18 protein-coding genes are annotated in these 16,491 nt (G+C 62.4%); 10 read left to right on the top strand and 8 right to left on the bottom strand.

From position 1 onward, the window contains the following. Nucleotides 1-73 precede the first annotated feature (73 nt). The 3 genes from PIN31009_RS04015 to PIN31009_RS04005 are packed head-to-tail and all read right to left on the bottom strand — an operon-like array spanning nt 74 to nt 2,720. Nucleotides 74-844 carry an ABC transporter permease gene (locus PIN31009_RS04015; RefSeq protein WP_087723885.1) on the bottom strand — a complete coding sequence of 257 codons (771 nt, stop codon included), beginning with the start codon at nt 842-844 and terminating at the stop codon, nt 74-76. Next, nucleotides 832-1,692: an ABC transporter ATP-binding protein gene (locus PIN31009_RS04010; RefSeq protein ID WP_150789373.1), complete on the bottom strand. Its 861-nt coding sequence runs from the start codon at nt 1,690-1,692 to the stop codon at nt 832-834. Before PIN31009_RS04010 ends, PIN31009_RS04015 begins: the two co-directional genes overlap by 13 nt. Continuing rightward, entirely contained in the window at nt 1,689-2,720 is a 1,032-nt protein-coding gene (locus PIN31009_RS04005) for an ABC transporter substrate-binding protein (protein WP_150683080.1), read from the bottom strand. The genes PIN31009_RS04010 and PIN31009_RS04005 overlap by 4 nt, the downstream gene beginning before the upstream one ends. Nucleotides 2,721-3,281: 561 nt before the next feature. Between PIN31009_RS04005 and PIN31009_RS04000 the strand changes: the two genes are divergently transcribed. Continuing rightward, nucleotides 3,282-4,040 carry a GntR family transcriptional regulator gene (locus PIN31009_RS04000; RefSeq protein ID WP_174996937.1) on the top strand — a complete coding sequence of 253 codons (759 nt, stop codon included), beginning with the start codon at nt 3,282-3,284 and terminating at the stop codon, nt 4,038-4,040. Nucleotides 4,041-4,048: 8 nt separating this feature from the next. Here the strand turns inward: PIN31009_RS04000 and PIN31009_RS03995 are convergent, their stop codons facing one another. Beyond that, a complete protein-coding gene (locus PIN31009_RS03995; RefSeq protein ID WP_150789371.1) occupies nt 4,049-5,002 on the bottom strand; it encodes a LysR family transcriptional regulator in 954 nt (317 codons plus the stop codon). Between the two features lie 193 nt (nt 5,003-5,195). Here PIN31009_RS03995 and gtdA point away from each other — a divergent pair, with 193 nt between their 5' ends. The 6 genes from gtdA (at nt 5,196) to PIN31009_RS03965 (ending at nt 11,532) form a co-directional block, all read left to right on the top strand. After that, nucleotides 5,196-6,233, top strand: coding sequence for a gentisate 1,2-dioxygenase (gene gtdA, locus PIN31009_RS03990; RefSeq protein WP_150789370.1), 1,038 nt, complete (start codon nt 5,196-5,198; stop codon nt 6,231-6,233). Nucleotides 6,234-6,283: 50 nt separating this feature from the next. Next, nucleotides 6,284-6,982 carry a fumarylacetoacetate hydrolase family protein gene (locus PIN31009_RS03985; RefSeq protein WP_087689714.1) on the top strand — a complete coding sequence of 233 codons (699 nt, stop codon included), beginning with the start codon at nt 6,284-6,286 and terminating at the stop codon, nt 6,980-6,982. A gap of 13 nt (nt 6,983-6,995) precedes the next feature. Further along, a complete protein-coding gene (maiA, locus tag PIN31009_RS03980) occupies nt 6,996-7,637 on the top strand; it encodes a maleylacetoacetate isomerase (RefSeq protein WP_150789369.1) in 642 nt (213 codons plus the stop codon). Nucleotides 7,638-7,692: 55 nt separating this feature from the next. Beyond that, complete coding sequence (locus PIN31009_RS03975) at nt 7,693-8,910, top strand: 3-hydroxybenzoate 6-monooxygenase (RefSeq protein ID WP_150789368.1); 1,218 nt, start codon at nt 7,693-7,695, stop codon at nt 8,908-8,910. A gap of 101 nt (nt 8,911-9,011) precedes the next feature. Continuing rightward, nucleotides 9,012-10,355, top strand: coding sequence for an MFS transporter (locus PIN31009_RS03970; RefSeq protein WP_150789367.1), 1,344 nt, complete (start codon nt 9,012-9,014; stop codon nt 10,353-10,355). A gap of 268 nt (nt 10,356-10,623) precedes the next feature. Continuing rightward, complete coding sequence (locus tag PIN31009_RS03965) at nt 10,624-11,532, top strand: 2-hydroxyacid dehydrogenase (protein ID WP_087724166.1); 909 nt, start codon at nt 10,624-10,626, stop codon at nt 11,530-11,532. Between the two features lie 38 nt (nt 11,533-11,570). On the opposite strand, the gene PIN31009_RS03960 is transcribed toward PIN31009_RS03965, so the two are convergent. Together PIN31009_RS03960 and PIN31009_RS27825 are read right to left on the bottom strand one after the other, a co-directional pair. Beyond that, complete coding sequence (locus tag PIN31009_RS03960; protein WP_150789366.1) at nt 11,571-12,299, bottom strand: helix-turn-helix transcriptional regulator; 729 nt, start codon at nt 12,297-12,299, stop codon at nt 11,571-11,573. A gap of 270 nt (nt 12,300-12,569) precedes the next feature. After that, nucleotides 12,570-12,776, bottom strand: a complete 207-nt coding sequence (locus PIN31009_RS27825) for a hypothetical protein (protein ID WP_174996935.1) — start codon at nt 12,774-12,776, stop codon at nt 12,570-12,572. A 79-nt stretch (nt 12,777-12,855) separates the two neighbouring features. On the opposite strand from PIN31009_RS27825, the gene PIN31009_RS03955 reads away from it, so the two are divergent. The 3 genes from PIN31009_RS03955 to PIN31009_RS03945 are packed head-to-tail and all read left to right on the top strand — an operon-like array spanning nt 12,856 to nt 15,459. Continuing rightward, a complete protein-coding gene (locus tag PIN31009_RS03955) occupies nt 12,856-13,776 on the top strand; it encodes an aKG-HExxH-type peptide beta-hydroxylase (protein ID WP_174996933.1) in 921 nt (306 codons plus the stop codon). Next, nucleotides 13,773-14,171, top strand: coding sequence for a carboxymuconolactone decarboxylase family protein (locus tag PIN31009_RS03950; RefSeq protein WP_217426754.1), 399 nt, complete (start codon nt 13,773-13,775; stop codon nt 14,169-14,171). Before PIN31009_RS03955 ends, PIN31009_RS03950 begins: the two co-directional genes overlap by 4 nt. Next, the gene (locus PIN31009_RS03945) at nt 14,158-15,459 is read left to right on the top strand and encodes an MFS transporter (protein WP_343039022.1); all 1,302 of its coding nucleotides are present in this window, start codon (nt 14,158-14,160) and stop codon (nt 15,457-15,459) included. Before PIN31009_RS03950 ends, PIN31009_RS03945 begins: the two co-directional genes overlap by 14 nt. Here PIN31009_RS03945 and PIN31009_RS03940 read toward each other — a convergent pair. Beyond that, complete coding sequence (locus tag PIN31009_RS03940; protein ID WP_217426753.1) at nt 15,453-15,704, bottom strand: hypothetical protein; 252 nt, start codon at nt 15,702-15,704, stop codon at nt 15,453-15,455. The genes PIN31009_RS03945 and PIN31009_RS03940 overlap by 7 nt on opposite strands. A gap of 86 nt (nt 15,705-15,790) precedes the next feature. Beyond that, on the bottom strand, nt 15,791-16,444 hold the full coding sequence (locus PIN31009_RS03935; protein WP_246185492.1) for a hypothetical protein: 654 nt from the start codon (nt 16,442-16,444) through the stop codon (nt 15,791-15,793). Nucleotides 16,445-16,491: the final 47 nt, after the last annotated feature.

The following is a 16,491-nucleotide window of genomic DNA, read 5'->3' as shown; positions in this document are numbered from 1 at the left end:
ATCGGTGCGCCGGTGTGCCTGTACGACGGCGCGTTTGATGATGCGTAACCCTTCGGTAAGGCTTCCGTTCCTGCTACGCGGCCTCGGCGGTATGCGGCAGCCACGGTTGCAGCGCCACTTCGATCAGCGCGACGGCGCCGTACAGCCCGAGACCCAGAATCGCGAGTGAGATCAGGGCAGCGAACGCCAGCGGCGTGTTGAGTTGCGAGTTCGCCACGAGCAGCAGATTGCCCAAGCCCTCGTTGCTCCCCACGAACTCGCCGATCACGGCACCGATGACCGCCAGCGTCACGGCGATCTTGGCTCCCGAGACGATGTGCGGCAGCGCCGCCGGCATCTGGATCTTGGTAAAGATCTGCATGCGGGTGGCGCGCAGCGACGTCGCCAGTTCCAGCAGACTCACCGGCGTGTTGCGCAGCCCGGCGGCGGTATCCACCACGATGGGGAAGAACGCCACGAGCCAGACGAGCGCCAGCTTCGATTCGATGCCGGTGCCCAGCCACACGAGAATGATCGGTGCGAGCGCGACCTTCGGCACCGACTGCATCGCGATGAGCAGCGGATAGAACATGCGATTGAGTACGGGGGAATTCGCGATGACGAAGGCGATGGGCACGCCCACGATGAACGCCAGCCCGAAGCCGTAGATGCATTCCTGCAACGTCACCCAGCCTTGCGAGACGAGCGCGGCACGATCGCTGACGAACGACTGCGCAATCTGGGCAGGCGTGGGCAGCACCGCGATGGAGACGTTGAACATCGTGACGTAGAGCTGCCACAGCACGATGACGAACACGATGCCGAGCGTCGGATACGCCACCGCACGGAGATTCACTTTTGACATTTCACGACTCCCAGCGACGCGCTCGCATGGCGCTCGTACGCGGTGAACTGCGGCGTGAAGCGCATTTCTTGCGTGCGCGGATACGGCAGATCGATGTCGATGCGCTCGGCAATCTTTGCCGGGCGGCGGCTGAACACGAGTACCTGATCGGAGAGATAGATCGCCTCGGAAATGCTGTGCGTCACGAACATCACGGCCGCTCGCGTGTGCTCGCGCACGTTGAGCAGCAGGTCGTGCATTTCCATACGGGTGAAGTCGTCGAGTGCGCCGAACGGCTCGTCCATCAGCAACAGGCGCGGCGCGTGAATCAACGCGCGGCAGAGCGCCACGCGCTGCTGCATCCCGCCGGAGAGTTCGTGCGGTCTGGCCTCGGCAAACGACGCCAGACCGACCAGCTCAAGCAGCTCTCGGGCGCGTGACTTGGCAGCAGCGTCGGCGCGTCCGAGGATTTCCATCGGGAACAACACGTTGGTCAGCACGTTGCGCCACGGCATCAGATTCGCACTCTGGAACACGATGCCGAAGTCGCGCTGCGCGCCCGTGATCGGCTGGCCGTCGATGCGCACCACGCCGGTCGTCGGACGCGTCAGCCCGGCGACCACGCGCAACAACGTGGTCTTGCCGCAACCACTCGGCCCCAGCAGCGCGACCAGCTGGCCGGCTTCGAAACTGCAACTCACACTCTCCAGCGCGACCGTCTGCGCATTCTTGCCGCGCGGCGGGTAGACCTTGCTTACGCCCTCAATTTCAGCGAATGGCTTGGAAACAAGTTGAACAGCAGATTGAGCAGCGGAAGCCGCGCTGGCTTGAGACGCAATGGCGTGCGCGGCGTCGCGAGGTGCGTTCATGCGCCCACCTTCGGGAGAAATTCTGTCGTGTACAACTCGGCCGCCGTGGGGGCCTTGCCGGTGATGCCGATGTTCTGCGCGATGAAGTCGAGGCTGCGTTTCATGCGATCGGCGTCGATCCAGCCCAACCCGTTCTGCTGGGTCGCCGGGCTCTGCGCGAGCGTGGCGAGCAACTTGATTTCGCCCACGGCGACTTCGTGATTGAGCCCCGGCACGTAGTTCGCCATGACGGTAGCGGCGCCCTCGGGGTCAGCCAGCGTGTCGCGCCAGCCCTGCATCGCCGCCTTGACGAAGGCGCGCACGGTGTCGGGCTGCGCCTTGATCATTTCGTCTTTCACCAACAGGCCATTGGCATACAACTCCAGCCCGTTGGCCGCGAGCAGCAACGTGGTCAGTTGCCCCGGCGGCAAGACTTTCTCGATGCCCACCTGACTGAAGATGAAGTTCTCGATGGCCGGCACCTTCTTGCTCAGCAGCATGCTCACGCGCGCCGAGCCGTCGACGTTGACGAACTTGATCGACGCCGGGTCGAGCTTGTGCTGTTTCATGAAGCCCTGAATCACCTTGGGCGAGAAACTGCCCGCGCCGCTGGCGACTTCGAGACCGGTGAGCTTGTCGGGCGAGCCGGCATTGGCTCCCGATGCGAGCGAGAAGATGGCGTAGGGCGCGCTCTGGTAGTTCATCGCTACGAAGCGCGCGCTGCTGGCGCCGCGAGCGCGGGCCAGCGCCAGCGACACCACGTCGGAAAACGCAAACTGCGCGATCCCCGATTCGAGTGCCTGAATCGCTTGGGCGGTGCCCTGCCCCGGCACGATCTTGACGTTCAGACCGGCCTGTTTGAAGTACCCCTTGCCCAAGGCGACGTACCACGGCGCGTGACGGCCGAGCACCGTGAAATCGAGCGACAGGGTGAGCTCGCCCGGCGGTTTGCTCTGCGCCTGCGCGCTGCCCCACGACCCCGCCATCCAACCCGCTGTCGCGGCCCCGATCGCCTGTACTACCTGCCGACGCTTGCTGTTCATTGCCATTACCCGACTCCCAAGGAGATACCAGCCGATGACACTTGCACGCCAATGCTCACGCCCAGCTGCGGGTAGGAACTACACCCTTCACACTTCCCAGAAAAGCAGTTGTGTGCGCTTGCGGGTCGTAATATAGTGTGTGAAATGTTGTGTGATATGTTACAGAATTGCAACCGGAAAATTATTCATGTCGAGGTTTCTGGGTCATGAGGTCATGTCGACGCGGCTTCTGAACATTGGCAGCGCGCTTCGGTGCGCGCTACGTCGGAAGATGCATCAGACGATGCGCCGGTCGTTGCGGTTATGTCGTCGCGCGGCAGTCGGACTGCTCACGCGGCGCCTCAACGCTGCCGGTGTGTGCGCCGCGTCGCTGGCGGCGTGTCGACAGCGGCAGATGCGCGATGGCGCTGCGATAGAATGCGCGCAGCCTGTCGTGGCCGATGCCATCGCTACGTGGCGCGACGTACGCCGCTCGGTTGCCCTCGCGCAACTGGCCATTTGCCTGACCCCGAAGTGGCAACGCCGCGCTTCCCTGCCCCGCAGGCGTCATTCCGTTGGAAAGAATCGATGAAGAGCTTTAAAGAGATGCCCGCCGAGATGCCCGCCACGGCCAGCGCCGCACAACCGATCCGCACGTCGCGCGCCGCGCCCTCACGTGACGCCAACGGCAACGCGTCGACACGCATCCGCAAGGGGCCGTCGCTTGCCGAGCAGGCTTACGACGAGATCAAACGCCGCATTCTGTCGCTCGAATTCGGTCCCGGTCAGTTGTTCAATGAATTGATGATTTGCGAGCTCATCGGCTTCAGCCGCTCACCGGTGCATCACGCGATTCAACGCCTCAAGCTCGAAGGCCTGATCGACATCATTCCGCGTAAGGGCTTGCAGATTCGTCGCGAGTCGATGGACGAGATTCTCGATTTGCTCGAAGCGCGATGGGCCGTCGAAGCCAACGTTGCAGCGCTCGCGGCCCAACGTCGCACCGACGAACAACTGGTTCGTATGCGCGCGTTGCTCGCAGCGTCGAGCGAGTTGAACCGTGACGACGATCGCGACCGCTTCATGCAGATCGATCACGACTTTCATGCTGTGATTGCCGAGGCCGCAGGCAACAGCGCACTGACCGACATCATGCGCTCGCTGCACGAGCGCTCCGCACGGCTCTGGAAGCTGCGGGTGTTGGCGCCCGGCGACCTTCCTCACACGCAGGACGAGCACCACGCTGTGCTCGAAGCGATCGAAGCGCGCGACAGTGTGGCGGCGTCCAATGCGATGGCCGCGCATCTGGCATCGCTGCGACGCCGGCGTGTCGCGCCCACAGGCTGATTACCCAGTTACTGCCCGTCGCTTTCGATGCCCGCAACGGCATCGCCTAACGAGCGATTCGCCGCACTGCGCAGGCAATCGAGCGCGGCAACCACGGCCGCGCGGTTTGCGCCGTCGTCGCGCCAGTACATCGAAATGGCCCCGAACCCTGCGAGTCGCAGCGGCACGATACGCAATGCCCCCAGTGCCTGCAAGCGGCTCGCCGTGCGATGCGACGCCAGCCCGATCATGTCGCTATTGTTGAGCAGCGTGAGGTTGAGGATGGTGGAATTCGATTCGACCGTATCGCTCGGCAACGGGTAGCCCGCCTCAGCAAGCGCCGCCTCCAATGCATTGCGAATCGGCGTGCCGCGCGGCCACACCACCCAGCGGTAGCGCTGCATGTCGGGCCAATCCACTTGATCGAGCGAAAACACCGGATGACGCGCGCGCGCCACGAAGTGAAGCGGCTCGAGATAGAGCGCTTCCGCGCGCACGCTGCGATCCTGCAATTCCGGCGCCGAGCGCCCCACCACGATGTCGATCTCGCTGTGCGCGAGCTGGTTCATCAACCGGTCCATCGTGTTTTCAATCACCCGCGCCTGAACGCGCGGCATGCGCTGCAACAGCAGTAGCACTGCGAGCGGCACCGTATCCGCCGACGACGCGCCCGACGTCCCGATCGCCACCAGCCCACTGCCGCCTTCGCGCATCGCGTCGAGATCGTCGCGTGCCGTGTCGAGTTGCGCCTCGATGCGGCGCCCGTGTTCGATCAGGGCTTCCCCGTAGGCCGTCGGCCGCAAGCCGCGCGCCTGACGCTCGAACAGCGGCAGGCCGATATCGTCTTCCAGATCTTTCAGCCACTTCGATAAGCCGGGCTGCGTGGTGTTGAGCAACGCCGCCGACTGGCTCATGTTGCCGGTCTCCGCGAGGGTCAGCAGCATCTGCAAGTTGCGCAGACGCAAGCGATGGGTCCAATCCATGCGCAGTCTCCGGGCACACGTCGGTGCCTTCAATTCGACTCAAAAACCTTCCGAGCCATACGATTTTTCGTATGGATCCGATGATTTTTTCATTTCAGAAGTTATGTCTGGCCGAGTATAACGCTATCCATAGACCGACCGGGACCCCGTCCAGCGGGGCCACCGGGCCAAAAACACCGATATGGAGACACGCATGTCCGAACGCGCCCCCAGCGCCGAGCGCGCTGCCTATTACGAGCACATCGGCCGCAACCACATGGCCCCGCTGTGGGAATCGCTGCACAGTCTCGTGCCGCCCCAGCCGCGCCCGCGTGTGGTGCCTGCCATCTGGAAATACAACGAAGTGCGCCCGCTGGTGATGGAAGCGGGCCGTGTGATCAGCGCCGAAGAGGCCGTGCGCCGCGTGCTGATTCTGCAAAATCCGGGCACACCGGGCTCATCAAGCATTACCGGCTCGCTGTACGCCGGGTTGCAGTTGATTCTGCCGGGCGAGATCGCGCCGAGCCACCGTCATACGCAGTCGGCCCTGCGCTTCATCGTGGAAGGCCGAGGCGCGTGGACTGCCGTGAACGGCGAGCGCACCACCATGCATCCGGGCGATTTCATCATCACGCCGTCGTGGACATGGCACGACCACGGCAATCCGGCCGATGGCGAGCCGGTGGTCTGGCTCGACGGGCTCGATATTCCGCTGGTGCAGTATTTCGACGCCGGCTTTGCAGAGAACTACCCCGAGTCGCAGCAGCCGGTGCAACGCCCCGAGGGCGACAGCTTCGCGCGCTACGGCTTCAACATGCTGCCCGTGCGCCACAAGGTGAGCGACCCGACGTCGCCGATTTTCAGCTATCCGTACGCCCGCTCGCGCGAAGCGCTGGACACGCTGTATCGCAATGGCGAACTCGATCCGTGGGACGGCATCAAGCTGCGTTACGTCAATCCGGCCACCGGTGGCTGGCCCATGCCGACCATGGCGACGTTTATGCAGTACCTGCCCGCCGGCTTCCAAGGCAAGACCTACCGCAGCACCGACGCCACTGTGTTCTCGGTCGTCGAAGGGCGCGGCACGGTGCGCATTGGCGACGAGCAGTTCCAGTTCGAACCGCGCGATCACTTTGTCGTGCCGTCGTGGGCACCCGTGCAACTCGCCGCGTTGGAAGACGCGGTGTTGTTCAGCTACTCGGATCGCCCGGTGCTCACCGCATTGAATCTGCTGCGCGAATCTCGCACCTGATCGCCGCGCACGACACTTCACTATTTCATTTCTTCGTCGAGTCAAACACTATGTCTTTCGTCTTCGCTCCGCCTGCCACCGTCGCCGTCCCCGTTGCCGGCAGCAACGACCAATTCGCCGTGCGCCGCGTGTATTGCGTGGGCCGCAACTACGCCGCCCATGCACGTGAAATGGGCTTCGATCCGGACCGCGAACCGCCGTTCTTCTTCTGCAAGCCGGCCGACGCCGTGCTGCCGGTGGCCTACGGTGAAACGCTGGAAGTGAAGTACCCGGCGCAGACGAGCAACTATCACTACGAAGCCGAACTCGTTGCCGTCATCGGCAAGGCGGGTTCCGATATTCCGCTCGAACAAGCGCTGGAACACGTGTGGGGCTACGCCGTGGGTCTGGACATGACGCGCCGCGATCTGCAAATGAAAATGCGCGAAATGGGCCGTCCGTGGGAGATCGGCAAGGCGTTCGACGCATCGGCACCGATCGGCCCGATCCATCCGGTGTCGAGCGTGGGTCACATCGCGAAGGCCGCGATTTCACTGACCGTCGACGGCGTGCAAAAGCAGAAGAGCGACATCACCCACCTGATCTGGTCGGTGGCAGAAACCGTGTCGTATCTGTCGCAATTCTTCCGCCTCGAACCGGGCGATCTGATCTACACCGGCACGCCCGAAGGCGTGGGGCCGGTCAAGGCAGGCGAGACGATGGTCACGGCCGTCGAAGGTCTGGGCGAGATCACCGTGCGCGTGGTCTGAGGCAAGCACGGTCATGCAGCTCTACAGCTTCTTCAATAGCTCGACGTCGTATCGCGTGCGCATCGCGCTGGCGCTCAAGGGCCTCGCGTTCGACACCATCGGCGTGAACATTCGCGTCGGCGAGCATCGCGCCGAGGCCTATGTCGACGAGGTCAATCCGTCGGCCGTCGTGCCCGCGATTGTCGACGGCGACTTCACGCTCGGCCAGTCGCTCGCGATTCTCGATTATCTCGACGCGAAGTACCCCACGCCGCGCCTGTTGCCGCAAGACATGGAAACGCGCGCCCGGGTGCTGGAACTGGCCGCGCTCATCAGTTGCGACATCCATCCGGTCAACAACCTGCGGATTCTGAAGTATCTGCAAGGCACGCTCGGGCTGACGGCCGCGCAGAAGGATGCGTGGTATCAGCACTGGATTGCCGAAGGCATGGCCGGTGTGGAGCGTCTGCTGACGAAACACGGCCACGGTCCGTGGTGTTTCGGCGAGGCGCCGACGCTGGCCGACGTGTGCCTGATTCCGCAAATTGCGAATGCCCGGCGCATGGGCTGCGATTTGTCGGCGTATCCGCGCGCGTTGGCCGTGTTCGAGCATGCCGCCGCCCATCCCGCCTTCGTGGCGGCAGCGCCCGACAAGCAGCCGGATTTCACGGCGTGAGATCGACAGCAGAGAAAGACAGCAGTAGCGCCAGAAGAGCCAGCAGGAGACAACCATGACACAACCCCATCAACCGAAAGCGCTCGTCGTCGGCGGCGGCATCGGCGGTCTGGCCACCGCGCTCGCCCTCGCGAATCAGGGCGTGCGCATCGAACTGCTTGAGCAGGCCGAGACCATCGGCGAGATCGGCGCGGGCATTCAGCTTGCGGCCAACGCTTTCGCCGCGCTCGACGCGCTGGGTGTCGGCGAAGCCGCACGCGACCGGTCGGTCTTCACCGATCACATCACGCTGCGCGACGCCATCGATCGCAGCGTGATCGCCGAAGTCGACGTCGGTGCGCCGTATCGCGAGCGCTTCGGCAATCCGTATGCGGTGATTCACCGCGCCGACATTCATCTGTCGATTCTGGAAGCAGTGCAACGCAATCCGCTGATCCAGTTCAAGACGGCCACCCGTGTCGTCTCGCTGGAGCAGGACGACAGCGGCGTCACGGTGATCGATCAGCATGGCGAGCGGCATGCGGCCGACGCCGTGATCGGTTGCGATGGTGTGAAGTCCGCCGTGCGCGATGCGCTCATCGGTGACGAGCCGCGTGTGACCGGGCATGTGGTGTATCGCGCCGTGGTCGACGTGGAGAACATGCCGAAGGATTTGCAGGTCAACGCGCCGGTGGTGTGGGCAGGCCCGCATTGCCATCTGGTGCATTACCCGCTGCGCGGCGGCAAGCAATACAACCTCGTGGTGACCTTTCACAGCCGCGAGCAGGAAGTCTGGGGCGTGCGCGACGGCAGCAAAGAAGAAGTGCTGTCGTATTTCGAAGGCATCGACCCGCTTCCGCATCAGATGCTCGACCGCCCGACGTCATGGCGCCGTTGGGCAACGGCCGACCGGGACCCGGTGGAGCAATGGAGTTTTGGCCGAGCCACGATTCTGGGCGATGCCGCACACCCGATGACGCAGTACATCGCGCAGGGCGCCTGTCAGGCACTGGAAGACGCGGTCACGCTGGGGGCCGCGTATGTCGCAGCCAAGGGCGACTTCGTCGACGCCTTCCGCCGCTATGAACACGCGCGCATTCCGCGCACGGCACGCGTGCTGTACGGCGCGCGCGACATGGGCCGCGTGTATCACGCCAAGGGTGTGGATCGCTGGGTGCGAAATTCGCTCTGGCAGGGCCGCACACAGCCGCAGTTTTACGATGCGCTGCAATGGCTGCACGGCTGGCGCGCAGAAAACTGTCTGTCGCAAACACCGTGGCTGCGCGACGCATAACAGCATTGGCATTGCTGCTCAGATAACTACAAACAGCGCAATGCATTCGCGTACGTGGCAGTCATGCCACGACGCTTCTGGCACCTTCGAGGAGACACCCCATGCCAGTGAGTCCCATCAACGTGACGGCGTTCATCGACCGGCATCGTATTTCGCCGTTTCAGGTGATGATCGTCGTACTGTGCTTTCTGATCGTCGCCATCGACGGCTTCGACACGGCCGCCATCGGCTTTATCGCCCCAGCCATTCGTGCCGAGTGGTCGCTCACGCCCGCGCATCTCGCACCGCTCTTTGGCGCGGGTCTGGCGGGCCTGATGGCGGGCGCGTTCCTGTTCGGACCGCTTGCCGACAAGTTCGGCCGCAAGTCGATCCTTATTTTCTCGGTCGTGTTTTTCGGACTGGCAAGTCTCGCGTCGGCATGGTCGATGGAACTGTGGCAGCTGATTGCACTGCGCTTTCTGACCGGGCTTGGGCTCGGCGGCGCGATGCCGAATGCGATCACGCTGACCTCGGAGTACTGCCCGGAGTCGCGCCGGTCGTTTCTCGTGACCACGATGTTCTGCGGCTTCACGCTGGGATCGGCGTTCGGCGGGCTGGCATCGGCCGGGCTCATCGAGGCGTTCGGCTGGCGTTCGGTGCTGATCGTGGGTGGTGTGATGCCGCTCGTGCTTGGTGCCGTTCTGGTGCGAGCGTTGCCGGAGTCAGTGCGATATCTCGTGATGGCCGGCAAGGCCCCCGAGCGTATTGCAGCGTCGCTGCAACGGATTGCGCCGAATGAAGACCTGCGCGGCGCGACGTTCAACATTGCGACTAAGCCGTCGACCACGTCGCCCGTTGGACATCTGTTTAAACCGGCACTGCTGCGCGGCACGTTGCTGTTCTGGCTCACGTTCTTCATGAGCCTGCTGGTGATCTACCTGCTCTCGAGCTGGTTGCCCACGTTGCTGCGCACTAATGGGTTGACGTTGCGTAATGCCGCGATCGTCACCGCCATGTTTCAGGTTGGCGGCACGCTCGGGGCGATTGTGCTCGGCTGGCTGATGGACCGTTTCAATCCGCATTACGTGCTGGCGGCCGCTTATGCGTTGGCCGGTGTCTGCGTCGCCGCCGTGGGCCCGCTCGCCAGTTCGCCGGTGCTCGCGTCGGTGGCTGTGTTCTGGGCAGGGTTCTGCGTGTCGGGCGGGCAAGTCGGTGCGAATGCGTTGTCGGCCGAGTTCTATCCGACCGACTGCCGCGCAACTGGTGTGAGCTGGGCCAACGGCGTGGGCCGTCTTGGGTCGGTGGTCGGGTCGGTCGGCGGTGCGTCGATGCTTGCCATGGGCTGGTCGATGCCGGCACTGTTCGCCGCCATCGGTGTGCCGGCCGTGCTGGCGGGTCTGACCATGCTGACGCTGGGCCGCCTGCGTCATCGTGAAGCGGCGTTGGCGTTGGAAGCGACGGCGTGAGGGACTCGGTACGTTCAAGTGATTTTGGCTCGCGGTTTCGTCAGACGTAACGCCGTTGATGATGTGACCTAATGCCATGCGATGCGGGCGCCTTTCGCTTCATGCGGGGGCGCCCGCAGGCATTTGGGGCCTGCCTTTCGTCGACACGAAGAAATTGCGATGCTGCATTGCGCAAGACATCGCAGATAGGAATAAAGTATCGGCTGTCATTCCACCCTGTCGCCGGAGATTGAAGGTGTCGCTGCCCCCACTGCTGGTCATTATCCCGATGCATCCCGAGCAGTTGTCCGAACTGCAAACCCATTTCGATGTGATCTATCGTCCGAGCCATCACGCCACGCCGGAAGGCTGGGGTGACGAAGGCGCGCGCGCACGCTTCGTGCTGACCAATGGCTCACGTGGCATAAGCGCCGCCGAGCTGACGCATCTGCCGAAGGTCGAGTTGGTCAGTGCGTTGGGCGCTGGTTACGAAAACCTCGATCTCGATGCGTTGCATGCACGCAAGATCGTTGCCGTGAACGGTGCCGGGGCCAACGCGCCGACCGTGGCCGATCAAGGCTTTGCGCTGCTGCTGGCCGCCGTGCGCCGCATTCCCGAATACGACGCCGCATGCCGTAAGGGCGTGTGGCGCGACGCGTTGCCGATGCAACCGGGCGTGTCGGGAAAGAAGTTGGGGATCGTGGGGCTGGGTGCGGTAGGCAAGCAGTTTGCCAAGCGCGGCGAGGGCTTCGACATGCAGATCGGCTATCGCAACCGCAAACAACGCGACGACGTGCCGGCGCATTATCAGTATTTCGATAGCGTGGTCGCGTTGGCCGAATGGGCTGACTATCTGGTCGTGACGGCGCCGGGCGGCGCGGAAACGCTGCACATGGTGAATGCCGAGGTGTTGCGCGCGCTGGGCGAGCACGGCTTTCTCGTCAATCTCGGCCGAGGCAGCGCAGTGGATACCGCTGCACTCGCCGACGCACTGCGCAACGGCACGATTGCCGGCGCCGGGCTGGATGTGTACGAGGGCGAACCGTCACCGCCGAAGGCACTCATCGACTTGCAGAACATCGTGCTGAGTCCGCACGTCGCCGGCCGGTCGCCGGAAGCCGAAGCCGCCACGATCGCCATGTTCATCGAGAACACGCGTCGCTATCAGGCAGGCGAAGCGGTGTTGACGCCGCTGTAAATTGACTGAGTCGCATCGGATCTCGTCTTTTTTCGATCTCACTGGCGTGGCGTCAACACCACCGACAACTGACGGTTGAACAAAGTGGCGGGAATCCGAGTCAGGTAGCCGAGCGCGATGGCCGAATCCATCAGCTCGGCTCGTGTACTCGCGCGAAATTTTTCCTTCAATACCTCCAGGTGCATCTCGACCGTGCGCGGTGACACGCCCAAGACTTTGCCTATCATCTTGGCCGACCAGCCACGCACATAAAAGAAGATGACCTCGCAAGCGCGCGACGACAACGCGATATCGATATGCCGATCGATCGCAAGACTGGTCTGTCCTTCGCGCATCGTTACCCTGTCGCCGCACCACATCTGATTCAGCAACGGCCCGAGCGCGACATACGCCGGCACGCTGGACAAATTCGCGCCGTGAAAGATAGTGCCGACGACTTGACCGGCATCGTCCATCAACGGCGTCTTCGTGACGACGTGTGCCTGCCACTCGTCATCGGCGTACGGATGCCAGTCGAACACCTCCAATGTCCGTCGGGTACGCATGACTTCAGCGTCTTGCGCACGAAACTCGCTCGCACACTCGACGGTCCGGCACGGCAGCTCAAAGTCCGTTCGCCCCGGAAGGTCCATTGGATGGGCAACACCCATTAGCCGCGCGTAACTCTCGTTGGCATAGAGAAATGCGGAGTCCACATCCTTGCAACCCCAGCACCCGGGCATAGCGTCGAAAAAGCTCCTGAGTCGTTGTCCGATATCGACGGTCATTCGTGTGTCCCTTCGTCTTGACGATGACCCACATCATGCCGCGTCGCACGTCATCAATCCGTCATCGGGGACCCGTCGACAGCCTCATCGGAAAAATCCCAAGCATTGACACCAATCGCTCCAATGCGCTCGATAGATGACCTCTTCTGCACGATTCGCGTCCCTCGTAATCGATACGATTCCATCGGCACGCAGGCCATCCTAGGATGGGGTCGTGCGTTACCGAACATTCGACCGGCGATGCCTGTGGCGCACATTTCGTTCACTCATTCAGGAGCTTTCACCATGATCAAGAACATCGAAGCCCATCGTATCGTTCACCTCAAGAATCAGTCCTCGTGCGCCATTATCGTGACCGTTGGCGAAGGCTGATCCGCCATCGTCGCGAATCGCGCATAGCGGGTGTCCGGGTGGGTCTTCACCGCTCGGACACCGTTCGGACAAGTGCCTGCGAATGACGATGAGGAGCGATTTCATGGATATCTTTGACCCGCGCCCGAGTGCGGAACGCGCTGTCTGGTTGGCGCGAGAAAACCTGCTGCACAGTCAAAAATCGTTGGACTATCTGCTCGATGCCTGTGAAGGCTGTCTGCCTGACGCGTTGCGCACGGCGAGTCATGATTTCCTTCGTTCGCTATCTGATGATTCAACGGCACGGGCAAGCGGATTGGTATTCACCGCAATCTGGCGTCTGGCGAACGCGATACGGCGCAAGGATGAATCCGAGATTCACATGGTGCTCACCAATCTGGTGATGGGCTCTGCGTTGAGCGCCCGGTCATGTCGATTCCTCGTGGGAAGCGCGGCGGGGGCTTGCGGCGCAGATCGCAACTTCCTCCACGGGCTGGGAGACGACACCTACGAGACCGTCTTTCACGATGCCTCCCCGAACGCAGCACTCGCGCGAATGCATACACTTGACGACTGCCTTCGACGGCTCCGCAGCATCGACCCGGTGCTGCACGGTGAAGTCGCCGAGATCGTCAACGAGATTTATCTGTTCGAGGCAACCACATGCCACTCGCGCGACACGCTGTATGCCGGCAGCGACTTTCACCGGCTCGGATGCCTCTACGTCAATGCCGTCGCAACTTCAAAACCCGCCTGGTTCTGGCTCGACAAGCTGGTTCGCGAGTCCGCACATCAGGTGATGTTGTCGTTGATGATTCACGACGAGTTCGTATTGAACGACGACAGCGAGCGCTATACCTCGCCTTTGCGCAAGGAACCTCGCACGGTGACCGGTATTTATCACGCGATGTTCGTCGTCTACCGCATCGTGCATTGCTTTCGGCGCGCCCTCGCCACGCAAACATTGACGGACGCGGAGCGTAGTTATATCGCGGACTCGATCACGCAATACGAAAGAAAATTTTCCGATGCCCATCGCGTGCTGATCGAGCACGGCAAGTTGACGGCAGGCGCAAGGCACATGCTCGACCAATGCCGTCATCTTATGCAGGAGATACACGCGTGAGTTTTACCGAGAGTCTGAGCCCGCGCGCTCGCGAACTGATCAACGCTTTCGATCCGGGGGCACTGACGCGTATTGACGAGACGTTGCACCCGATTGCCCCGCACCTCGTCGAACGGCTGGTGAAATCAATCTATGAAGATGCCTATCAACGCGACGAACTGTCGTTTCGCGAGCGCCATATCGCGACCTTGTCGGCGTTGGTCGCTTTCGGTGACACGGCGCGACAACTTCGATTTCAGGGCTACGCAGCATTCCGCCATGGATTCACGTGGCGCGACATCGAAGAAATTCTGATTCAGAACGCCGTCTTTTGCGGCTTTTCGCGAGCCATCAATGCGGCATTGGTGCTGAACGAGGTGTACCACGCCTTTGAAGCGGAGGGTGGAGGTGCCTGAAGCACGCAGCATCCCCCCGAATCGCGCCCCATGGACGGCCTTTGTCTTTTATCAGTTCTCGGATCTGTGCTTTTCCGCATCCATCAGAATTTGCGCGATGAGCTTTGCATGGATCATGATCGAGCGATATCACGACGACCACTTTCTCGGTAATGCGCTTACGCTGGCGTGGTCGCTGCAACTGGTCGGAATGTATGTCGCGGGCAAGCTCGGCGATCGCTTTCCGAAACAGCGCATTGCGATGGCCGCGGTGATGTCGGGATGTGTCGCAACGCTGGTATTCGCGCTGATGGGTGCATCGGGCTCGCCTTATTGGCTCGCCGGCATGTTCTGCCTTATTTCCGCAGCGGGCGGCGTCTGTCAGCCGATACATGTCAGCATTACCCCCGAACTCTGTCCGACAGGAAAGACCGGTGAAGCCTTCGAGCATCGTGGCAAGGTCAGCTCCGCGAACCTGATTCTAGGACCGGCATTGTCCGGCGGATTGATATCACTGGCAGGAATCGCAGCGACGTCAGTTTTTTCGTTCGCTGCCGCGCTCATGGCGTGCATGTTCCTGCGCGGTACGCAGCGGTGTTCGCGATACGTTTCCCCCGCCGTCAGACGTAAAGAAGGCCGTCCGTCGGGCGCCGCGTTACTGATACGCCTGCCGACTGAGCGAGCACTGGCCTTGTTGTCGGCAGCCTTCAACTTTGTCATTGTCCCGTGGCTGACACTTCTGCTGCCCGTGTTGGTCCTTCAACGGCTGTCGCTAGGTGCGCTCGCACTCGGCTGTGCAGAAGGTGCCTTCGGCATTGGCATGATGCTTGCGAGCGGCAGGGTTCTGTCCACCGCCAATTGCCGCATCGGCCGTGCCATGACAACCGTCGTCGGTGGTGTCGCGATGGCCACGATGCTGATCTGGGCGTCTTGCACCCAATCGCTCTTGTGGATCTGCATCGGCTCGCTGTTGGGAGGCGCGGGTCTGATTCTCTTCAATGTGAACACGATGACCGTACGCTGCATGGCGACACCACCCGAATATCGGAGCCGCCTTGAGGCATGCTTCTTGATGGTTTGCGCCGCCTCCATCCCATTTGGCACCGCATGCTTTACCCGCGCGATGGTGAGCGCAGAGGTTTCGGACATCATCGGCTACGCGGGCTTCGGGCTGCTGGCCTGCTCGATTGCGCTGATGGTTGTGCCGAACTTCCGGTATCTGATGGCGCTGGACGACAAATCTCTCGAGGGCGCCTACCTTCGGCGCTACCCCGAAGCTTTCCGATCACGCGCGCAGCGCAATCAGTGATTATCGAGCCCGTCGATGCTCCGCTCGGGAGAGGATGTGAGTGTCACGCCGTCGTTGACGGGTTCGAATTCGATGCTGCTCTTCGCACTTCCCGTCGCGAAGACGGTGTCGCAGGTGGGGCATTTCACCTGCGCATCGGAATGCAGATAGTCGTGGAGGGCCTGCACGGTCGGTTCGCTCGCGGCGACGGCAAAGCGGGACTTGCAGGTCGGACAAACAACGAAACCGGTGTGAATCGACAGCATGGCAAGCCTCCTGCGAGGTAAGTCACTGAAGAATACATGGGCCTGACCGGGATTGCTCATCGCGAGATAGCCCGTCTCGGGCCGGCTCACAGCCAATCGGTGCGGCGGGGTTTTCGCCCTGTCGACGCGTCCGGCGACGGATGGTCGTTTGCCGCGACGCCCACGGTCGGCTCGCCGGGACCATCGGTCGCGCCTGCATTGCGGCCGCGCTGACGTGGATCGAAGTCTCGCCACTCCCCATCTTCCCAGATACCATCGGCTTGCTCGATCGCCGCAGCACCCGCATCGCGCAACACCGCGATGGCCGTATCGGCATTCGATTCGCTGACATGCGTCGCGAGCATGACGCCCGCGTCGCGCATGCCCGCCTGCGCCGCTGACACGGCCTCACGGCCCCGCAGGCGGCGCAGCGCGCCGAGAAATGCACCCAGATAGGCCCCCGCCATCATGCCGACCACCGGCACGAGCCAGAATCGCCACACGACGACAAACAACAACGCACCGACGGCCAACCCGAAGGCACCGCCCGCAATCACGCCCTGCGCCGCACCCTTGCCTGCCGGGCGCGCCGCCGCATCGGCGTCGACATCACCACCGGTGGGGTACGTCGCATGCTGTCCGGTCGGATTCAGAAAGAATACCGACACGTCGGTCGGTGGAAACGCCCGGTCATATAGTCGGCGCGCGACCAGATTCGCCTGATCGAACGTCGTGAATCGGCCTGCCACGATCATCGCCATCGAAAACCTCCCTTGAGTCGTCTGGTGCTGACCTACGACACCTATGC

Origin of the sequence: Pandoraea iniqua, from assembly GCF_902459685.1 — a bacterium.
GTDB lineage: Bacteria > Pseudomonadota > Gammaproteobacteria > Burkholderiales > Burkholderiaceae > Pandoraea > Pandoraea iniqua.
Note: the sequence above shows the minus strand (reverse complement) of the source record. Positions and strands in the feature narration are given on the sequence as shown.